Here is a 15,263-nt window from a genome sequence, read left to right on the forward strand (position 1 = left end):
ACCTTTCTATTCTCTAAAACTTAATGTGTTGTGATAATTTTTGCATATAGAAGGAACGAATTAAAAGGAAAAATAGAATTTCAACCGTTCCAAAAATCATAAGTACGACTGTAATCTCAGCGAAAAACGAGAGATGTAATATTTCTTGTAGCATCTTTGTCGCAAACATCGTATGGATCGATGACATAATGTAAGGCACGAAGAAAAGAATCGCAAGCTGAATTGTCGCTGAACGTTTCATTTCAGTCTCAGTTAAGCCAATTTTCGTAATCGTTATATATTTTTCTTGCTCATTTGTTAAATCTGTATACATTCGGAAGTAAAGAACACTGCCAGCACCGATAAAGAAAATAACCCCTAGGAAAGTACCAATTAAGAAGAACGAAGCGACATTTAGTTTTGTTTTATATAGAGAATCGCTCGCTTCACTTGCATGGAACGGTGGATGCTCTGCTTGAATCGCTGCATTGTCGTTATCGATTTTTGTTATAAACGCTGAACCGATATTATGTGCTTTCTCCCAATCTGTAACCTTGAAGTTATATACACTCATTTGTTTGGAAACGGTGGATAAGGCTTCTACATTTTCATCAGATAGTATGAGTACTTGGTATATTAAGCTGTTTGGGAATGGGTTATAACTTTTATATTCTTTCACTTGTAGTTGTAAATTGTTTTGAGTAAGTGTAAGAGTATTTTTCTTGTCTTTATTGTGAAGTGTTCCAATAACTTGATCATCTAAGTCTTTCATAAGGATATAAGATTCATTCTTATTCACCGTGAGTTTTTCCCAATTTAACGCCTTAGCAAGTACATTATAGTCACTTTGTTTAATTGCGTAATAGAGCTGTGTGTTATCTTCAGCTGAAGATACTTCATATATATCTGTTTTAAATTTTGTATAAGTAAAGTGCTCTTCATTAAATTTCTGCTCTAACCAGTTTAAATGTTCATCAGCTAATGTATTTTCAGTATGTGATAAATAAGTAAACGGGAAAGGGTTTTGTCTAATCGCATCAAACTTTGTAAATTTCCCGAATCCATATAAGAATGTAATCATTGTAAAAGCGAGCGTCGATAGCATCGCCACAATAAAGAGCATATTAATATTCGTACGAATGCGTGATGCTAAATCAGAAATCCAAAGCATATTAATTCGTTTCATATAAAACGTTCTTCGCATTTTTAAAATACGAATAAGTAAAAAACTAATTTGTGAAAAGAAAAAGTATGTTCCAGCTGCAATAAGCGATGGGATGACAAATATACTAGAGATGGCATATAAAAGCCCAATGATGTCACCTAGCGACATAAAATACAGCGGATTTGCGGCTAACGCATATCCACATATTAAACACATCGCACCAAATAGAGAGATGAGAACGGATGCTTTTCTTTCTTTTTGTTTTGTTCCTTCTTTTAAAAGACGTACGGCTTTTCTCGTACGAATGAGCATGGGTGTAAAAGATGATACGAGAATGAAGAGCCCAAGAAAGATGATGATAGTTAAAACGATAGCACTTGTAGGCGGATATAAATATAAACCAGGTACGTGTGTAATTTTGGCGGTAACTAATAAAAAGAACTGTGAAAAGACGACTCCAAGTTGAATGCCAAAAAATATAGAAAGAGCACCAATTAACATATTTTCTATAAATATGAGTCGTTTTAATTGTTTTTGAGATATGCCAAGTACTGTTAAAATCCCGAACTGTTTTTTTCGTACTTTTAAAAACGTACCGATTGAATACAGTAAAAAGAAAAATGAAAAGAACACAATGACAACTTCTGAAATTGTCATTAATATGTTCAGAGAATAATTCACGTCTGTCATATGCAATTTAGGATGAAATAAATAAACTGCAAATGAGAAAAAGATTGCGATGGAGAACGCACTGCTTACAAAATAGGCGAAATAAGCTCTGGCGTTCCGCGTCACGTTTTTAAATGCAAACTGCCAAAATGTCATTCACCTAGCCTCCTAATGGGGTGAAGATGAGAAGAGCATAAGAAATACTCTTTTCATCAAGTTTGTTTTAAATATTTTGTCCACTCGTGTACTGTGATAATTTTTGCATATAAAGTGAACGAATAAATAAGAAAAATACGATTTCAACGAATCCAAAAATAATAAGAACGGCTGAAACTTCTTTGAACAGAGATAAACCAATTACATCTTGTAGCATTTTTGTTGCGAACATTGTATGAATGGATGCCATAATGTACGGAATGAAAAATAAAATACTAAGTTGAATGGTTGCAGATCGTTTCATCTCTGTATCTGTTACACCGATTTTAGAAATCGTTATATATTTCTCTTGTTCGTTCGTCAAATCCGTATACATTCTAAAGTAAAGAACGCTACCAGCTCCAATGAAGAAGATAACTCCTAAAAATGTCCCGATTAAGAAGAATGCGGCACTACCAGATGTTATTTTGTATAACGATCCTGCTGATTCAAAGGATCGAATAAGAGGTCCTTCATACTGGGATTTATTTCGATCTTTTTGCACCTTTTCTATAAAATTATCAGCAATTTCATATGTCTGTTCCCAGTTTTGAATTTTGTAATTGTATGCTGATATATGTTTTACGGTGTTAGGTAAGTTATTTACGATAATATCAGGCAACACTATCGTTTGATATGAAAAGTCAGATGGGATTGCGTTTACATGCTCATAGCCTTTCACTCGTAATTTCGTATTTGTACTAGAGAGTGTAATGTAATCTCTTTTGTAGCTTTGCTCAAATTCGTTGAATATGGTGATATAAGATGTCCCTGTTAGCACATATGCTTCGTTATCATCCATAAATAGTTGTTTCATTCGTAAAGAATCTGCAAGTTTGTTATAGTCACTTTGCTTAATTGCGTATACGTCATTATAAATGGCTATATCTTTATCTTCTTTTAGTGGTGTTTCATATATATCAGCTTCTATTTTTTGATAAGGGAAATGCTCTTTTTGTAATTGTTGCTCAAGCCAATTTAAATGCTCTGTAACAAAAGGGTTCGCATCATAAGAAAAATAAGAAATTGGAAAAGGAGAAGTTCTATTAACTTCTAGCTTAATAAATTTCCCGAATCCATATAGAAACGTAATCATTGTGAAAGCGATCGTAGATAGCATCGCTACAATAAAAAGCATATTAATATTCGTTCGAATACGGCTCGCTAAATCCGAAATCCAAAGCATATTAATCCGTTTCATATAAAACTTCCTTCTTTTCTTTAAAATATAAATCAGTAAGAAACTAATTTGTGAAAAGAAGAAATATGTTCCGATTGTAACAAGCATTGGGATAACGAAAATACTTGAAACCATATATATAACACCGATTTGCGGGCTTACTGATACGAAATATTTAGGATTTCCAGCTAACGCATAACCACCAAATAAACAAATCGCACCAAATAATGAAACAAGTATGGAGGGTTTTCTTTCTTTTTGTTTTCCACCATTTGTTTTTAAAAGGTGTACCGCTTTTTTTGTACGAATAAGCATTGGTGTGAATGCAGATACAATGATAAAAAGACTAAGGAAAACAATGGTTGTTAAAATAAACGCGTTAGTAGGACCGTATAAATATATTCCTGGAACATGCGTAAGTTTGGATGTTACTAATAAGAAAAATTGAGAAAAAACAACTCCAAACTGCATGCCGAAAAAGATAGATAAAATCCCGATTAACATATTCTCCATAAAAACAAGACGATGTAATTGTTTTCTCGATATCCCTAAAATGGTCAAAACACCAAATTGTTTTTTTCTAACTTTTAAAAAAGTACCAATGGAATATAGTAAAAAGAAGAAAGAGAAAAATACAATTACTACTTCTGAAAATATCATTAATCCTGAAATTTCAGAGGTCATGCTAAAATTTTGTAATTTCGGATGAAACAAATAAACAGCAAATGAAAAGAACACAGCAATGGAAAAGGAACTACTTACAAAGTAAGCAAAATAAGCTCTTGAATTACGCGTTACATTTTTAAATGCAAATTGCCAAAATGTCATAGATTATACCTCCGGCTAGAAGATATAGAAGTAGTTGTATTGCAAAAAATGTATGAGATTGAGTTCTCATACATTTTGCTTGCATATGTTACGATCATGCTTCGGTCACCTTCTCCGTATGTTCTGCTTGATTATTTGCAGCGTTGTGGAAGATGATTTTAATCGTCGTTCCTTTACCAACTTCAGAATCTAGTTTGACAGAGTGACCTAAATAATCACAAATTTTACTTACAATATAAAGTCCCATACCAGTAGATTCTCCGAATGCGCGACCGTTTTTCCCAGTGTAAAACGGTTCAAATACTCTTCGAATATCTTCTTGCGGAATACCAACACCTTCATCACGAACTTCTAAAATAATATCTTTTCCGTTTCGATAAGCAGATAAGAAAACTTTCTTTCCGCGTTCACCAGAGTAACGAACAGCATTTGTCATTAACTGATAGATGATAAATTTTAGCCATTTCGCATCAGAAGCAACTTTTAAATCAGAATGGACTTCTAAAACAGGGAAGACACCATTACGAATGAATAGTTCTTTTAATCCGTTAATATTTTTTGTTACCGTATCTTTTAATGAAATCGTCTCGACATGGAAATCTTCATGGAAGTTATTTAACCTAGCCATGTATAAAGCCATATCAAGCCCTTGGTTTAGACGCTCTAATTCTTTTTTAAACTTTGGAATTAAATGCTCGTCTTCCATTTCTAGCACCATAAGCTGCATAACAGAAACAGGTGTCTTCATTTGATGTACCCAATGGTTAATAAATAATTGATGTTCTTGTTGTTTTACTTCATACGATTGTAGTTCTTTTTGGAAGAGGCGGTACTGCGTACGCACGAGTTCATTGACACCGTGAGGCATCGGAGCAGTCGCTCTTTCAATAAACGCATCTTCCATTTTTTCTGGTTGCTCACTTAATCTATGGTACATTCTACGATTGCGAACGTAACGATAAGCGAGGAAACAAATAAATAAGTATAAACTTAAAACAACGAAGTAAAATTTATTGTTTTGAAATCCATCTACTGCATCATAAAGAACGAAGATGATACCGAAGTTTAATACGTACAGTAGGAAAAATGCAAAATGATCACGTAAAAATAGCTTCATGCTTATTCACTCCAAGTTGCGTTAAAGCGATATCCAAGTCCACGTACTGTTTCAATAGAGTTCTCAATACCAAGCTCATTAAACTTTTTACGAAGACGCGTAATGTTTACGTTCAATGTATTTTCCTCAACGAAACTTTCATCATCCCAAAGCGCAGCTAATAAATCTTCACGGCTCGCTGTACGAGGGAATTTTGATAATAACATTTCTGCTAAAATAGCTTCTTTCTTCGTTAAAAGAACTTGTTCAGATCCAAAATGAATTTCTGGACGTTCTGGAAATAGTTTTAACCCTTCTACTTCAACGATACGTTCAGAAATATTTGGTGCATAATCACCGTAAATACGGCGTAATTGTCCTTTGATTTTCGCCATTACAACGTCGTAGTGGAACGGTTTTGTAATGTAATCATCCGCACCGCTTTCAATCGCCATAATTTGTTCCATCTCACCAGCACGCGCTGAAATGAAAATAATTGGACAAGTAGATTCATGACGAATTTGACGGCACCAGTAGAAACCATCGAATTTCGGTAAGTTTACATCAAGTAAAACAAGATGTGGTTTCACAGCGTTAAACGATTCCATAATATCATCGAAATTCTCCGCTACAACAGCCTCATAACCGTACTTCTGAATGTGAGATTGCAGTAATGATGAAATATTTGGATCGTCTTCAACGATTAAAATTTTATACATATGTATATTCCTCCTCAAAAAAAACAATTGTAGCTATAGTGTATCATGTGTTTCAAGTCTTTTCATTATGTTGAAAGATAAGCTAGTAAACAGTATAGGTTAAAAGTTAGAAAAGTAAAAAGTATTATAGGAATAATTCAATATATTTTCCTTTTAAATATATGAATGAATAAAAAGTATTATATTTTTTATGAAATTTGGAACTTTATTTTGCTTACCGTCCAATATATAGTGAGAACATCGTTAAGGAGGGGGCACTACTTGGCAAGTAATGAAGATATACATATTTGGATAGAGCGTTTACTAAAAGGTGACGAGGAGGCTTTTGAATTTATATTTAACTTAACGAGTCAGAGAGTCTATGAAACCGTCTTTGCTATAGTTAAAAATCGGCATGATACAAATGAAATCGTAAATGAAATCTACTTTCAACTTTGGAAATCTATTTCAACATATGATCAATCTAGACCGTTTCTATTTTGGTTGAATGGAATTGTTTACAAACAGATTAGTCAATGGAGAAAACACATATGGAAGAGGCTGCGCTTATTTGAAAAACAACAACTAAGTGATGAGACAGTTGTAGAAGTTCCAGAAAAAGTATTATTAAGAAAAGAAACAGAAGAGCTGCTTTCCTTTTTAACCTGCGTAATCTTTAGATTTTATTCAATATAGAGTAATTGGCGTAGGGTACAAAATAAAAAGGGGCGTATAGATGATTGACAATTAACTAAAATCATTTTAACATTTAGATAAATATCTAAATGTCTAATTAATGAGGGGAAGAAAGACATTGAATCAAGCATTCAAAGCATTAGCAGATCCAACAAGGCGAAAAATTTTAGATTTATTAAAAGAAGGCGATCTAACCGCTGGTGAGATCGCTGAACATTTCAATATGACAAAACCAAGTATTTCACACCACTTAAACGCACTTAAAAATGCTGAACTTATTCAAGATGAAAAGAAAGGGCAATTCGTTGTGTACTCTTTAAACACAACGGTCTTTCAAGATTTGTTGACTTGGGTGTTTACATTTACGAATAAGGGGGAAGAGGGGAAATGAAAAAACATCTTTTTGCAATCTTATTAATCGTTATAACTTGTTTAGCTTGGGCGTTTGCTTGGCCGCATTTGCCGGATACAATTGCGACACATTGGAGCGGCGGTAAGGTAGATGGCTATTCGTCTAAATTTTACGGAATGGTTTCTATGGTCGGAATTATGATTGCATTATATATATTTCTAAATGTGATACCAAAGATTGATCCAAGGAAAGCAAATTACGAGAAATTTTCTAAAGCCTTTATGATGATGAATAATGGGGTACTATTGCTACTATTTGTAGGAAATATAGATATTATTACAAGTGGATTAGGATATAACTTATTCATTAATCGGGTGCCTGAATTATTAGTTGGTGTTTTATTTTTAGTAATGGGTAATTATTTACCACAGTGTAAGCCAAACTTTTTTGTCGGGATGCGTAATCCATGGACGTTAAGTAATGAAGAAGTATGGCGGAAAACACATCGGTTTAGCGGAAAAGTATTTGTGGCGTTAGGAGTTATTATGATTATAAGTGTTTTCGCTCCGGCTGATTGGAGAACTTATATAATGCTTGGGATTATAGTAGTTGCTGTCATTATAACGAATTTATATTCTTACGTTTTGTATAAAAAAGAAATACAAATGTGAGTTATATTAGTCAAATTTTATATTTATAGTTTCTATGTGTTAAGGGATTTTAATACTCAGTGGGAATAATGAAAAGCTCACTGAGTAAATTTTTCGTTTTAAGGTCTGAAAATTCAATCGAAAAGGTGATTTGGGGGGGATTTACATGTTAGAAATTATAAATTTTAGCAAGACATATAAAGACGGTAAGAAAGCAGTTGATCATTTGAATATTGCTGTTAAAGCAGGGGATATCTTTGGATTTATTGGACATAACGGTGCGGGGAAAAGTACAACAATTAAGTCGTTAGTAGGAGTTATAGATTTTGAAGAGGGTGAAATTTTTATTGATGGACATTCAGTAAAAAAGGATCCGATTGCATGTAAGAGAGTAATGGCGTATATTCCTGATAATCCAGATTTATATGAGCAATTAACAGGAATTCAATATTTGAACTTTGTTGCGGATGTGTTTAAAGTGCCTGCGAGGGATCGGGAAGAACAGATACAGAAGTATGGGGATGCTTTTGAGATTACACCGTACTTAGGGGACTTAATATCTTCTTATTCACACGGTATGAAACAAAAAGTAGCGATTATATCGGCGGTTTTACATAAACCAAAATTATTAGTTTTAGATGAACCTTTCGTTGGTCTTGATCCAAAGGCAGCCGTAGTATTGAAAGGTATTATGAAAGAGCTTTGTGAAAAAGGAAGTGCGATTTTCTTTTCTACGCACGTTTTAGATGTAGCTGAGAAGTTATGTAATAAAGTAGCGATGATTAATAGAGGGAAATTAGCACTTTCAGGAGAAGTAAATTCTTTAATTAAGGAAGGCTCATTGGAAGAGCTCTTTATGAAGGAGCTTGCTAATGAATACTAATAGTTTAGGTCTTTTGAAAATTCGGTTGATAACGCAGCTCGGTTTAAACACCTTTAAATACGAAAAAGATAAGAAAAAGAAGCAGAATAAGATTTTGCTGACAGCATCTATTGCTCTAGTTGGTGTCATGTTAATGTTATATTGCGGAGCTTCGGCATATGGGTTGGTAAAACTAGGAATGAGTGAAATTATTCCCGTCTATGCACTAGTTATTAGCAGTATATTAACGTTGTTTTTCACTATATTTAAGGCAAATGGAGAAATTTTTGCTTTTAAGGATTACGACTTTTTAATGTCATTGCCGATTCGCGTAAGTACTGTTATTGCAAGTAGATTTTTGTATTTATACCTGCTGAATACAATCTTTTCAATCATAATCATGCTACCAATGGGAGTTGTGTATTGTATACATGAAAATCCATCAGTTTCTTTTTACTTTATGTGGTTCATCAGTATGTTTATCGCATCTTTAATCCCAACAACAATCGCAGCAATCTTTGGAGCTTCGATTACGGCAATCGCTTCTAAATTTAAAAATACGAATAAAATAACTACGATTTTAAGTTTTATAGTAATTATTACATTCGGTTCCTTTATGCTAAAAAACGGAAATGCTCAATATAGCCTTAATGATATGAACGGAATTGGTGCAATTGTTTCGAAGCAATTAACTAAAGTGTATCCATTAGCTAACATGTTTCAAAAAGCAATTGTTAATGCTGATATGGTAGCTTTCATCTTATTTGTGGGGATATCAGTGATTTGGTATTATCTTTTTATAAAAATACTTTCGTTAAAATATAAGCAAATAAACACAGGGATCACCACTTATCATATGCTTTCAAATTATGAGATTAATAGCATGAAAAAAGAGAGTGTATTGGTCGCATTGTATAAAAAAGAGCTGACACGTTTCTTCTCTTCTACAGTGTATGTTATAAATAGTGGAATGGGAGTCGTGATGGCGCTAGCTTTCTCGCTAGCTATAGTTGTAGTAGGACCAAGCCAATTAATAGCGTATCCTGGAATTGAGCCCCTGTTGCAAAAAATTGCCCCATTTGCTATTGCAGCAGCGATTTCGATGACATGTACAACATGTGTGTCATTGTCTTTAGAAGGAAAAAATGTATGGATTATTAAATCATTGCCTATAGCGCCAAAGGTGATTTATGATAGTAAAATTCTTATGAATCTTTCATTGAGTATACCTGCATCACTTATTAGTGCTGTATTACTAATAATCGGGTTAAAGCTAGATGTTTGGAGTTCTCTTTTCATCGTCATAACACCGATAATATATTCATTATTTTCAGCAGTATGGGGGATTTTCATTAATAATCGATTTGGTTATTATGATTGGATATCAGAAACTCAAGTAGTAAAACAAAGTATAGGATCGTTTGTTGGTATGTTTGGCGGCTTAATTGTGGCGGTTATACCTGCCTTGTTAATTGGTACTGCTACTATCTCGAACTACAGAGTATTTACTTTTGCAGTTATTATAGTGCTTACGATTATTACTATTTTCTTGTATAAGAACGAGTCGAGAAGAAGTATAAAATAAAGGAGCTGCTTTTCCTTTAAAAAGGAAGAGTAGCTTCTTTATTTTGGAAAGGTTAGATTCTTATATTACTTTTTTAAAACAGGTACCCATATTTCACTTCTGAAATTCGGAGAGGATACGTCTTTACTTTCATTCCACAATATCTCTGGTCCTTCCGCTAGTTCATAGTTCGAAGAAGGGAACCATTCAGAATAAATACGTCCCCACACATTTTGTAATGCATCAGGAAATGGACCGACAGCTTCAAATATAGCCCATGTTGAAGCTGCGACTTCAAGTTGCGCGAATTGCTCTGGACAATCTTTCGTTGTGGCTACTCCAATATAGTGATCAAGTTCTCCTTTTTCCTCCATTCTCCCTTCAGAAAAATTAGTAGAGGCACTAATAATTCCAGTAGGTTCAATGTTTGAAAGTGACTTTAATGTTTGAATGGAGTCTGGGTTTAAACTTTTCCACATAGAAGCGATTTCTTCATTTACACCATTGAAAACGATTGATACTCGTTTTGTAATACCTATAATTCGAAATGGCTCTTTTTCTTCAATTCGATAATTCATTTCATTTCCTCCTTGAATGGATAACTGGAAGGTCATTGGTGAATAAGCCTTCAAAGAATGGCTACTATTTCGGGCCTCTGAAGGTGTTATACCGTGCAAGTTTTGAAATGCACGAGCGAATGAATCTGGTGAGTTGTAGCCATATTTTATAGCGACATCAATGACTTTTACATTGCTGTTTTTTAGTTCAAAGGCAGCGAGAGTAAGACGTCTACAGCGAATATAATCAGATAGTGATATGCCTGCTAAAAACGAAAACATTCTTTTAAAGTGATACTCAGAACAGAGAGCTAGCCTCGCAACTTCTTTAAAATCAATTTCATTCGTAAGGTTACCTTCAATATAGTGCATTGCATTATTCATATTTTTAAGTGAATCCATATTATGACCTCCTCTGTACATAGAATAACAGGAACGAAATAACCCCATCCGACATTTCGTGCACAACTTTGTAGGTGCATTTTTTACCTTACAAAATTGTAATGTTCCTGTAAGGAGAATGAATGGATGGTATGATATCCCAATGTTATAGTAGCAAAGTACTTTAATTCATTATGTTAACTTTTTGATGTCTTTACTTATGTGCCTTACATAACTGTCATGTTTGTGTAAGAAACATCGATAGTGGCAAGAGTAGAGAGTGTATATAGTTGAAAATAGAGAATAGAAGAAATGAGGGATGTCGAGATGAAAACAGTGTTAGAAGCAAAAAATATCGAAAAAGTGTATGACACGGGTGGTAATAAATTTGCAGCGTTAAAAGGTATTAACTTACAAGTAAAAGAAGGTGAATTCGTTGGAATTATGGGACCTTCTGGTTCTGGTAAGACGACTTTACTAAATGTTCTTTCTACAATTGATAATGCGACGAACGGTGAAATTTTAATTGATGGAAAAGATATTGTGAAGATGAATGATGATAAGTTAGCGTTATTCCGCCGCGATCATTTAGGTTTCATTTTCCAAGATTATAATTTATTAGATACGTTAACAGTGAAAGAGAATATCGCTTTACCACTTGCGTTATCAAAGGTGAAAGCGAGTGAGATTGATCGCCGCGTTCTTGAAATCTCAAAGAAATTCGGTATTGATCATATTTTAAGTCAGTTCCCATATCAAGTGTCGGGTGGACAGAAGCAGCGCTGCGCAGCATCACGTGCAATTGTTACGAATCCAAGTATGATTTTCGGAGACGAGCCAACTGGAGCGCTTGATTCTAAATCTGCAACAGATTTACTTGAAAGTATGAAGTCATTAAATGAATATGATAACTCAACAATTTTAATGGTAACGCATGATGCATTTGCAGCAAGTTATTGTAAACGAGTTATTTTCATTAAAGATGGTGAACTATATAAAGAATTGCACCGCGGTGAATCAACGCGTAAACAGTTCTTCCAAAAAGTCGTGGACGTAATGTCTTCTATTTCTGGAGGTATGGCTGATGACCTTATCTAGCATTGCCCTCCGCAACATACAGCGGAACTTTAAAGACTACTTTGTATATTTCGCATCTATGATTTTTAGTATTGTTATTTATTTTACATTTAAAGCACTGCAATATAATTCACAAATGGAAAAAGCAGCAGAAGCTTCTAAAAAGATTAGTGGTGCATTTCAAGTTTCCAGTGTGATGCTTATCATTTTCGTAGCAGTGTTTATTATATATTCGAACGGATTCTTTACACGTAAACGTAAAAAAGAAGTTGGCTTATATTCGTTATTAGGTATTCGAAAAAGACAAATTGGTAAAATGCTCTTTTATGAAAATATGTTAATGGGATTAATGTCATTAGTAATTGGGATTGCGATCGGTAGTGTCCTTTCGAAATTATTCCTTGAGTTATTAGTAAATATGATGGGATTAAATTTAAACGTTCATTTTGAAGTACCAATGGCAGCAATTATTGATACAGCAATTATTTTCTTTGTGATTATTTTATATACATCACTCCAAGGATATCGTTTAATTTATCGCTTTAAGTTAATTGAACTTTTCCGCGCAGAACGTGAAGGAGAAGCAATGCCAAAAGGATCTGTCATTATGGCGTTAATTTCAGTTTTCTTAATCGGCTCAGGTTATTTCTTAGCGTTAATGTTTATGAAAGCAGTTATGTATGCAAACTTTATGGCAGTCGCACTTTATATATTACTTGCGACAGTATTAGGTACGTATTTACTATTTATGTTCTTTACAGTATTCGTATTGAAACGTGCAAGAAATAATAAATCATCGTTTTATAACGGTATGAATATGGTAACGACGTCACAGTTACTATATCGTATTAAAGGAAATGCAAAGTCACTTGCGACGATTTCTATTTTAAGTGCGGTAACATTAACAGCGGTTGGTACGTCAGTTACGATGTATTACAACACATTTACACAATCAAAAGCAGCTATGCCATACAGTTATTCTTACGAGAAAAAAGATGCAGAGCTTGATAAGAAAGTAAATGCGATTTTTGCAGAAGAGAAGAAAGATCATCCGATCAAAGATCAAGTTGAAATTGAGACAGTTCCTGTAAAAGGGAAGTTTGAAGGAGATAAAGTTGATTTCATTCTTAATATGAATTACACGATTTCAGAGAAATATCAATTTATGTCTCAATCTGAATTTAACAAGCTTGCTAAAAAAATTGATGCGGAAACAGTGAATGTAGCTACTGGCGAAGCATTTATATATGATAGTTCTTATATGGAAGGGTATGAGTTTAGCCCCGAATATAAAGGAAATAAAGCGGTATTCCAAATTGAAAATGAAACGAAGACGTTGAAGATCCAAGGTGCAAATAATAATGCAATTACAAACTTAGGTGAACTAGTTGTTGTCGTTTCAGATGAAATGTATGAACAAGCGAAACAAGCATTTGGAACACGTATTGTAAAAAATATTGATGTAAAAGATGAAAGAAACAGTAAAGTGTTAACGGAAAAATTAGCAAAAGTGATGCCAACTGGTGTATCAGAAATGGCACCACCATTTAGAGACTTCTATACTGGTTTCCATATGGGACTGGAAGCAACTGGACTAATGATGTTCATCGGACTATTCTTAGGTTTAGTCTTCCTATTAGCGACAGGCTCAATCATTTACTTTAAGCAGCTTACAGAAGCAAGTGCTGACCGTGATCGTTACATTGTCCTTCATAAAGTCGGGGTAACGAAACAAGAAATGAAAAAAGCTATTGCAAAACAAGTGAGCTTTATCTTTGCAATTCCACTAGTAATCGGAATTCTGCACAGCTTGTTTGCATTAAAAGGTTTAGGGAACATACTGCCATTTGAAATTATGATTCCGCTTTTAATTAGTATTGGAGTATATAGTGTTATTTATATTGGATATTACTTCATCACAGTTCGTTCTTATTATAAAATCGTGAGTGCGAAGTAATAAAGGGACAGCTATCGTAATAGGGATAGCTGTTTTTTTATTCTTCATAAAATCTTAAGAAACTTCCTCAATTTTTATTAAGAAACGATAGTTATACTTAGAAACAAGTTAAAAACTATTGAACGAATGGGGAGAAGGTTACATGCAACTCATAACATTCTTACATGAATTTATTAAACATCCGAAACATACTGGTGCAATTGCGCCAAGTTCAAAAATATTAGCAAAGAAGATGGTAGATGTAATTGATTTTAATAGAGCGAAATGCATTGTAGAGCTAGGGCCGGGTACAGGAGCTTTTACGAAAGAAATTATGAAGAGAAAGAAGAAGGAGACATTATTTCTTCTTATTGAAATTAATGAAGTATTTTTCAAAGAGTTAAAGAGAAAATTTAAAGATGAGCAGAATGTGATTGTTATACATGGCTCAGCGGAAAATATAAAGAAGTATAGGGAACAATTGAATATAGAATGTATTGATTACATCTTATCAGGATTGCCTTTCACTTCTTTACCAGAAGAGGTTTCAAAGCGCATTTTAAACAGCGTAATGGAAACGATACATGAGAATGGAGAATTTATTACATTTCAATATTCACTTGTGAAAAAAGGATTTATACAGCATTTCTTCCCTGAAATTACACTAGAAAAAGTGTGGTTCAATTTCCCGCCAGCTTACGTCTTTAGCTGTAAAAAAGAGCTAAGGAGAGCATATGCATAATGGAGCTAAATGAATTAATGTCATACATTGAGCAGTATGGTTATTGGGCTTTATTTTTCTGTTTATGGTTAGGTATTATCGGTATGCCGATTCCAGATGAAATGATTGTAATGAGCGGTGGATTAGTATCATCGATGGGTATATTGGATTTGATTCCCGCCTTTTTACTAACGTATTTAGGCGTTGTATCCGGCCTTTCTTTAGGGTATATACTCGGGAAAATTTTTGGCATAAAAATACTTAATAAATTGATGAAAAAGAAAAAGACGAAGTATCTTTTAAAATCGCAAGAGATGATAGCAAAATATGGTCATTATACATTAGTTATAAGTTATTTTATACCTGTTGTGAGGCATATCGTACCGTATTTAGTAGGAATGAATAACATGTCTTTTAAAACGTATGCGATTTATTCATATGTAACAGGATTTGTATGGACGTTAGTTTATTTCTTACTAGGTTCTATATTTGGAAAGCATATAGAAGTAATAGTAACACTTGCGACCGAGTACGGTATATATTTTGGTGGCATTGTTATTGTAGTTTGTAGTATTTCTTATATGTATATGCATAAGAAGAATGCCGTAGTGAGTGAAATAAAGCAACATTCATAGTTTGGTAAATGATGCTGGAGGA

At 33.7% G+C, this 15,263-nt stretch carries 14 protein-coding genes; 9 read left to right on the plus strand and 5 right to left on the minus strand.

Annotated elements, in window-relative coordinates; genetic code table 11:
* Positions 1-13: 13 nt before the first annotated feature.
* The 4 genes from ACLBXA_RS00270 to ACLBXA_RS00285 all read right to left on the minus strand — a co-directional run bounded on the left by ACLBXA_RS00270 (position 14) and on the right by ACLBXA_RS00285 (position 5,831).
* The gene (locus ACLBXA_RS00270; protein ID WP_000145001.1) at positions 14-1,969 is read right to left on the minus strand and encodes an FtsX-like permease family protein; all 1,956 of its coding nucleotides are present in this window, start codon (positions 1,967-1,969) and stop codon (positions 14-16) included.
* Positions 1,970-2,036: 67 nt separating this feature from the next.
* Positions 2,037-4,016 (minus strand): ABC transporter permease, encoded by a 1,980-nt coding sequence (locus ACLBXA_RS00275; protein WP_000145077.1) that lies wholly within the window; start codon positions 4,014-4,016, stop codon positions 2,037-2,039.
* Positions 4,017-4,110: 94 nt separating this feature from the next.
* Positions 4,111-5,133: a sensor histidine kinase gene (locus ACLBXA_RS00280; RefSeq protein ID WP_000765341.1), complete on the minus strand. Its 1,023-nt coding sequence runs from the start codon at positions 5,131-5,133 to the stop codon at positions 4,111-4,113.
* Between the two features lie 2 nt (positions 5,134-5,135).
* On the minus strand, positions 5,136-5,831 hold the full coding sequence (locus tag ACLBXA_RS00285; RefSeq protein WP_000276738.1) for a response regulator transcription factor: 696 nt from the start codon (positions 5,829-5,831) through the stop codon (positions 5,136-5,138).
* A 261-nt stretch (positions 5,832-6,092) separates the two neighbouring features.
* Between ACLBXA_RS00285 and ACLBXA_RS00290 the strand changes: the two genes are divergently transcribed.
* The 5 genes from ACLBXA_RS00290 (at position 6,093) to ACLBXA_RS00310 (ending at position 9,955) form a co-directional block, all read left to right on the plus strand.
* Entirely contained in the window at positions 6,093-6,506 is a 414-nt protein-coding gene (locus ACLBXA_RS00290) for a sigma factor (protein WP_000157858.1), read from the plus strand.
* 118 nt (positions 6,507-6,624) lie between these two features.
* Positions 6,625-6,897 (plus strand): autorepressor SdpR family transcription factor, encoded by a 273-nt coding sequence (locus ACLBXA_RS00295; protein ID WP_001070526.1) that lies wholly within the window; start codon positions 6,625-6,627, stop codon positions 6,895-6,897.
* Entirely contained in the window at positions 6,894-7,529 is a 636-nt protein-coding gene (locus ACLBXA_RS00300) for an SdpI family protein (RefSeq protein ID WP_000716351.1), read from the plus strand. The genes ACLBXA_RS00295 and ACLBXA_RS00300 overlap by 4 nt, the downstream gene beginning before the upstream one ends.
* Positions 7,530-7,674: 145 nt before the next feature.
* A complete protein-coding gene (locus tag ACLBXA_RS00305) occupies positions 7,675-8,391 on the plus strand; it encodes an ABC transporter ATP-binding protein (protein ID WP_000889752.1) in 717 nt (238 codons plus the stop codon).
* Positions 8,381-9,955: a hypothetical protein gene (locus ACLBXA_RS00310; protein WP_044783226.1), complete on the plus strand. Its 1,575-nt coding sequence runs from the start codon at positions 8,381-8,383 to the stop codon at positions 9,953-9,955. The genes ACLBXA_RS00305 and ACLBXA_RS00310 overlap by 11 nt, the downstream gene beginning before the upstream one ends.
* Positions 9,956-10,020: 65 nt before the next feature.
* On the opposite strand, the gene ACLBXA_RS00315 is transcribed toward ACLBXA_RS00310, so the two are convergent.
* Positions 10,021-10,893, minus strand: a complete 873-nt coding sequence (locus tag ACLBXA_RS00315) for an AraC family transcriptional regulator (RefSeq protein ID WP_000377725.1) — start codon at positions 10,891-10,893, stop codon at positions 10,021-10,023.
* 306 nt (positions 10,894-11,199) lie between these two features.
* On the opposite strand from ACLBXA_RS00315, the gene ACLBXA_RS00320 reads away from it, so the two are divergent.
* From ACLBXA_RS00320 to ACLBXA_RS00335, 4 genes are all read left to right on the plus strand, one after another.
* The gene (locus tag ACLBXA_RS00320) at positions 11,200-11,970 is read left to right on the plus strand and encodes an ABC transporter ATP-binding protein (RefSeq protein ID WP_000859656.1); all 771 of its coding nucleotides are present in this window, start codon (positions 11,200-11,202) and stop codon (positions 11,968-11,970) included.
* The gene (locus tag ACLBXA_RS00325; RefSeq protein WP_000176146.1) at positions 11,957-13,906 is read left to right on the plus strand and encodes an ABC transporter permease; all 1,950 of its coding nucleotides are present in this window, start codon (positions 11,957-11,959) and stop codon (positions 13,904-13,906) included. Before ACLBXA_RS00320 ends, ACLBXA_RS00325 begins: the two co-directional genes overlap by 14 nt.
* A gap of 142 nt (positions 13,907-14,048) precedes the next feature.
* On the plus strand, positions 14,049-14,627 hold the full coding sequence (locus tag ACLBXA_RS00330; RefSeq protein WP_001176071.1) for a class I SAM-dependent methyltransferase: 579 nt from the start codon (positions 14,049-14,051) through the stop codon (positions 14,625-14,627).
* A complete protein-coding gene (locus ACLBXA_RS00335) occupies positions 14,627-15,241 on the plus strand; it encodes a DedA family protein (protein ID WP_000422376.1) in 615 nt (204 codons plus the stop codon). Before ACLBXA_RS00330 ends, ACLBXA_RS00335 begins: the two co-directional genes overlap by 1 nt.
* The last annotated feature ends 22 nt before the right edge of the window (positions 15,242-15,263 follow it).

It is taken from the genome of Bacillus sp. D48C, from assembly GCF_053345735.1.

Excerpts from the sequence above, each read along its gene's own strand:
- ACLBXA_RS00335 (WP_000422376.1), top strand. The coding sequence starts at position 14,627 with ATGGAGCTAAATGAATTAATGTCATACATTGAGCAGTATGGTTATTGG.
- ACLBXA_RS00270 (WP_000145001.1), bottom strand. The coding sequence starts at position 1,969 with ATGACATTTTGGCAGTTTGCATTTAAAAACGTGACGCGGAACGCCAGA.
- ACLBXA_RS00275 (WP_000145077.1), bottom strand. The coding sequence starts at position 4,016 with ATGACATTTTGGCAATTTGCATTTAAAAATGTAACGCGTAATTCAAGA.
- ACLBXA_RS00280 (WP_000765341.1), bottom strand. The coding sequence starts at position 5,133 with ATGAAGCTATTTTTACGTGATCATTTTGCATTTTTCCTACTGTACGTA.
- ACLBXA_RS00305 (WP_000889752.1), top strand. The coding sequence starts at position 7,675 with ATGTTAGAAATTATAAATTTTAGCAAGACATATAAAGACGGTAAGAAA.
- ACLBXA_RS00325 (WP_000176146.1), top strand. The coding sequence starts at position 11,957 with ATGACCTTATCTAGCATTGCCCTCCGCAACATACAGCGGAACTTTAAA.
- ACLBXA_RS00315 (WP_000377725.1), bottom strand. The coding sequence starts at position 10,893 with ATGGATTCACTTAAAAATATGAATAATGCAATGCACTATATTGAAGGT.
- ACLBXA_RS00320 (WP_000859656.1), top strand. The coding sequence starts at position 11,200 with ATGAAAACAGTGTTAGAAGCAAAAAATATCGAAAAAGTGTATGACACG.
- ACLBXA_RS00330 (WP_001176071.1), top strand. The coding sequence starts at position 14,049 with ATGCAACTCATAACATTCTTACATGAATTTATTAAACATCCGAAACAT.
- ACLBXA_RS00300 (WP_000716351.1), top strand. The coding sequence starts at position 6,894 with ATGAAAAAACATCTTTTTGCAATCTTATTAATCGTTATAACTTGTTTA.
- ACLBXA_RS00285 (WP_000276738.1), bottom strand. The coding sequence starts at position 5,831 with ATGTATAAAATTTTAATCGTTGAAGACGATCCAAATATTTCATCATTA.
- ACLBXA_RS00310 (WP_044783226.1), top strand. The coding sequence starts at position 8,381 with ATGAATACTAATAGTTTAGGTCTTTTGAAAATTCGGTTGATAACGCAG.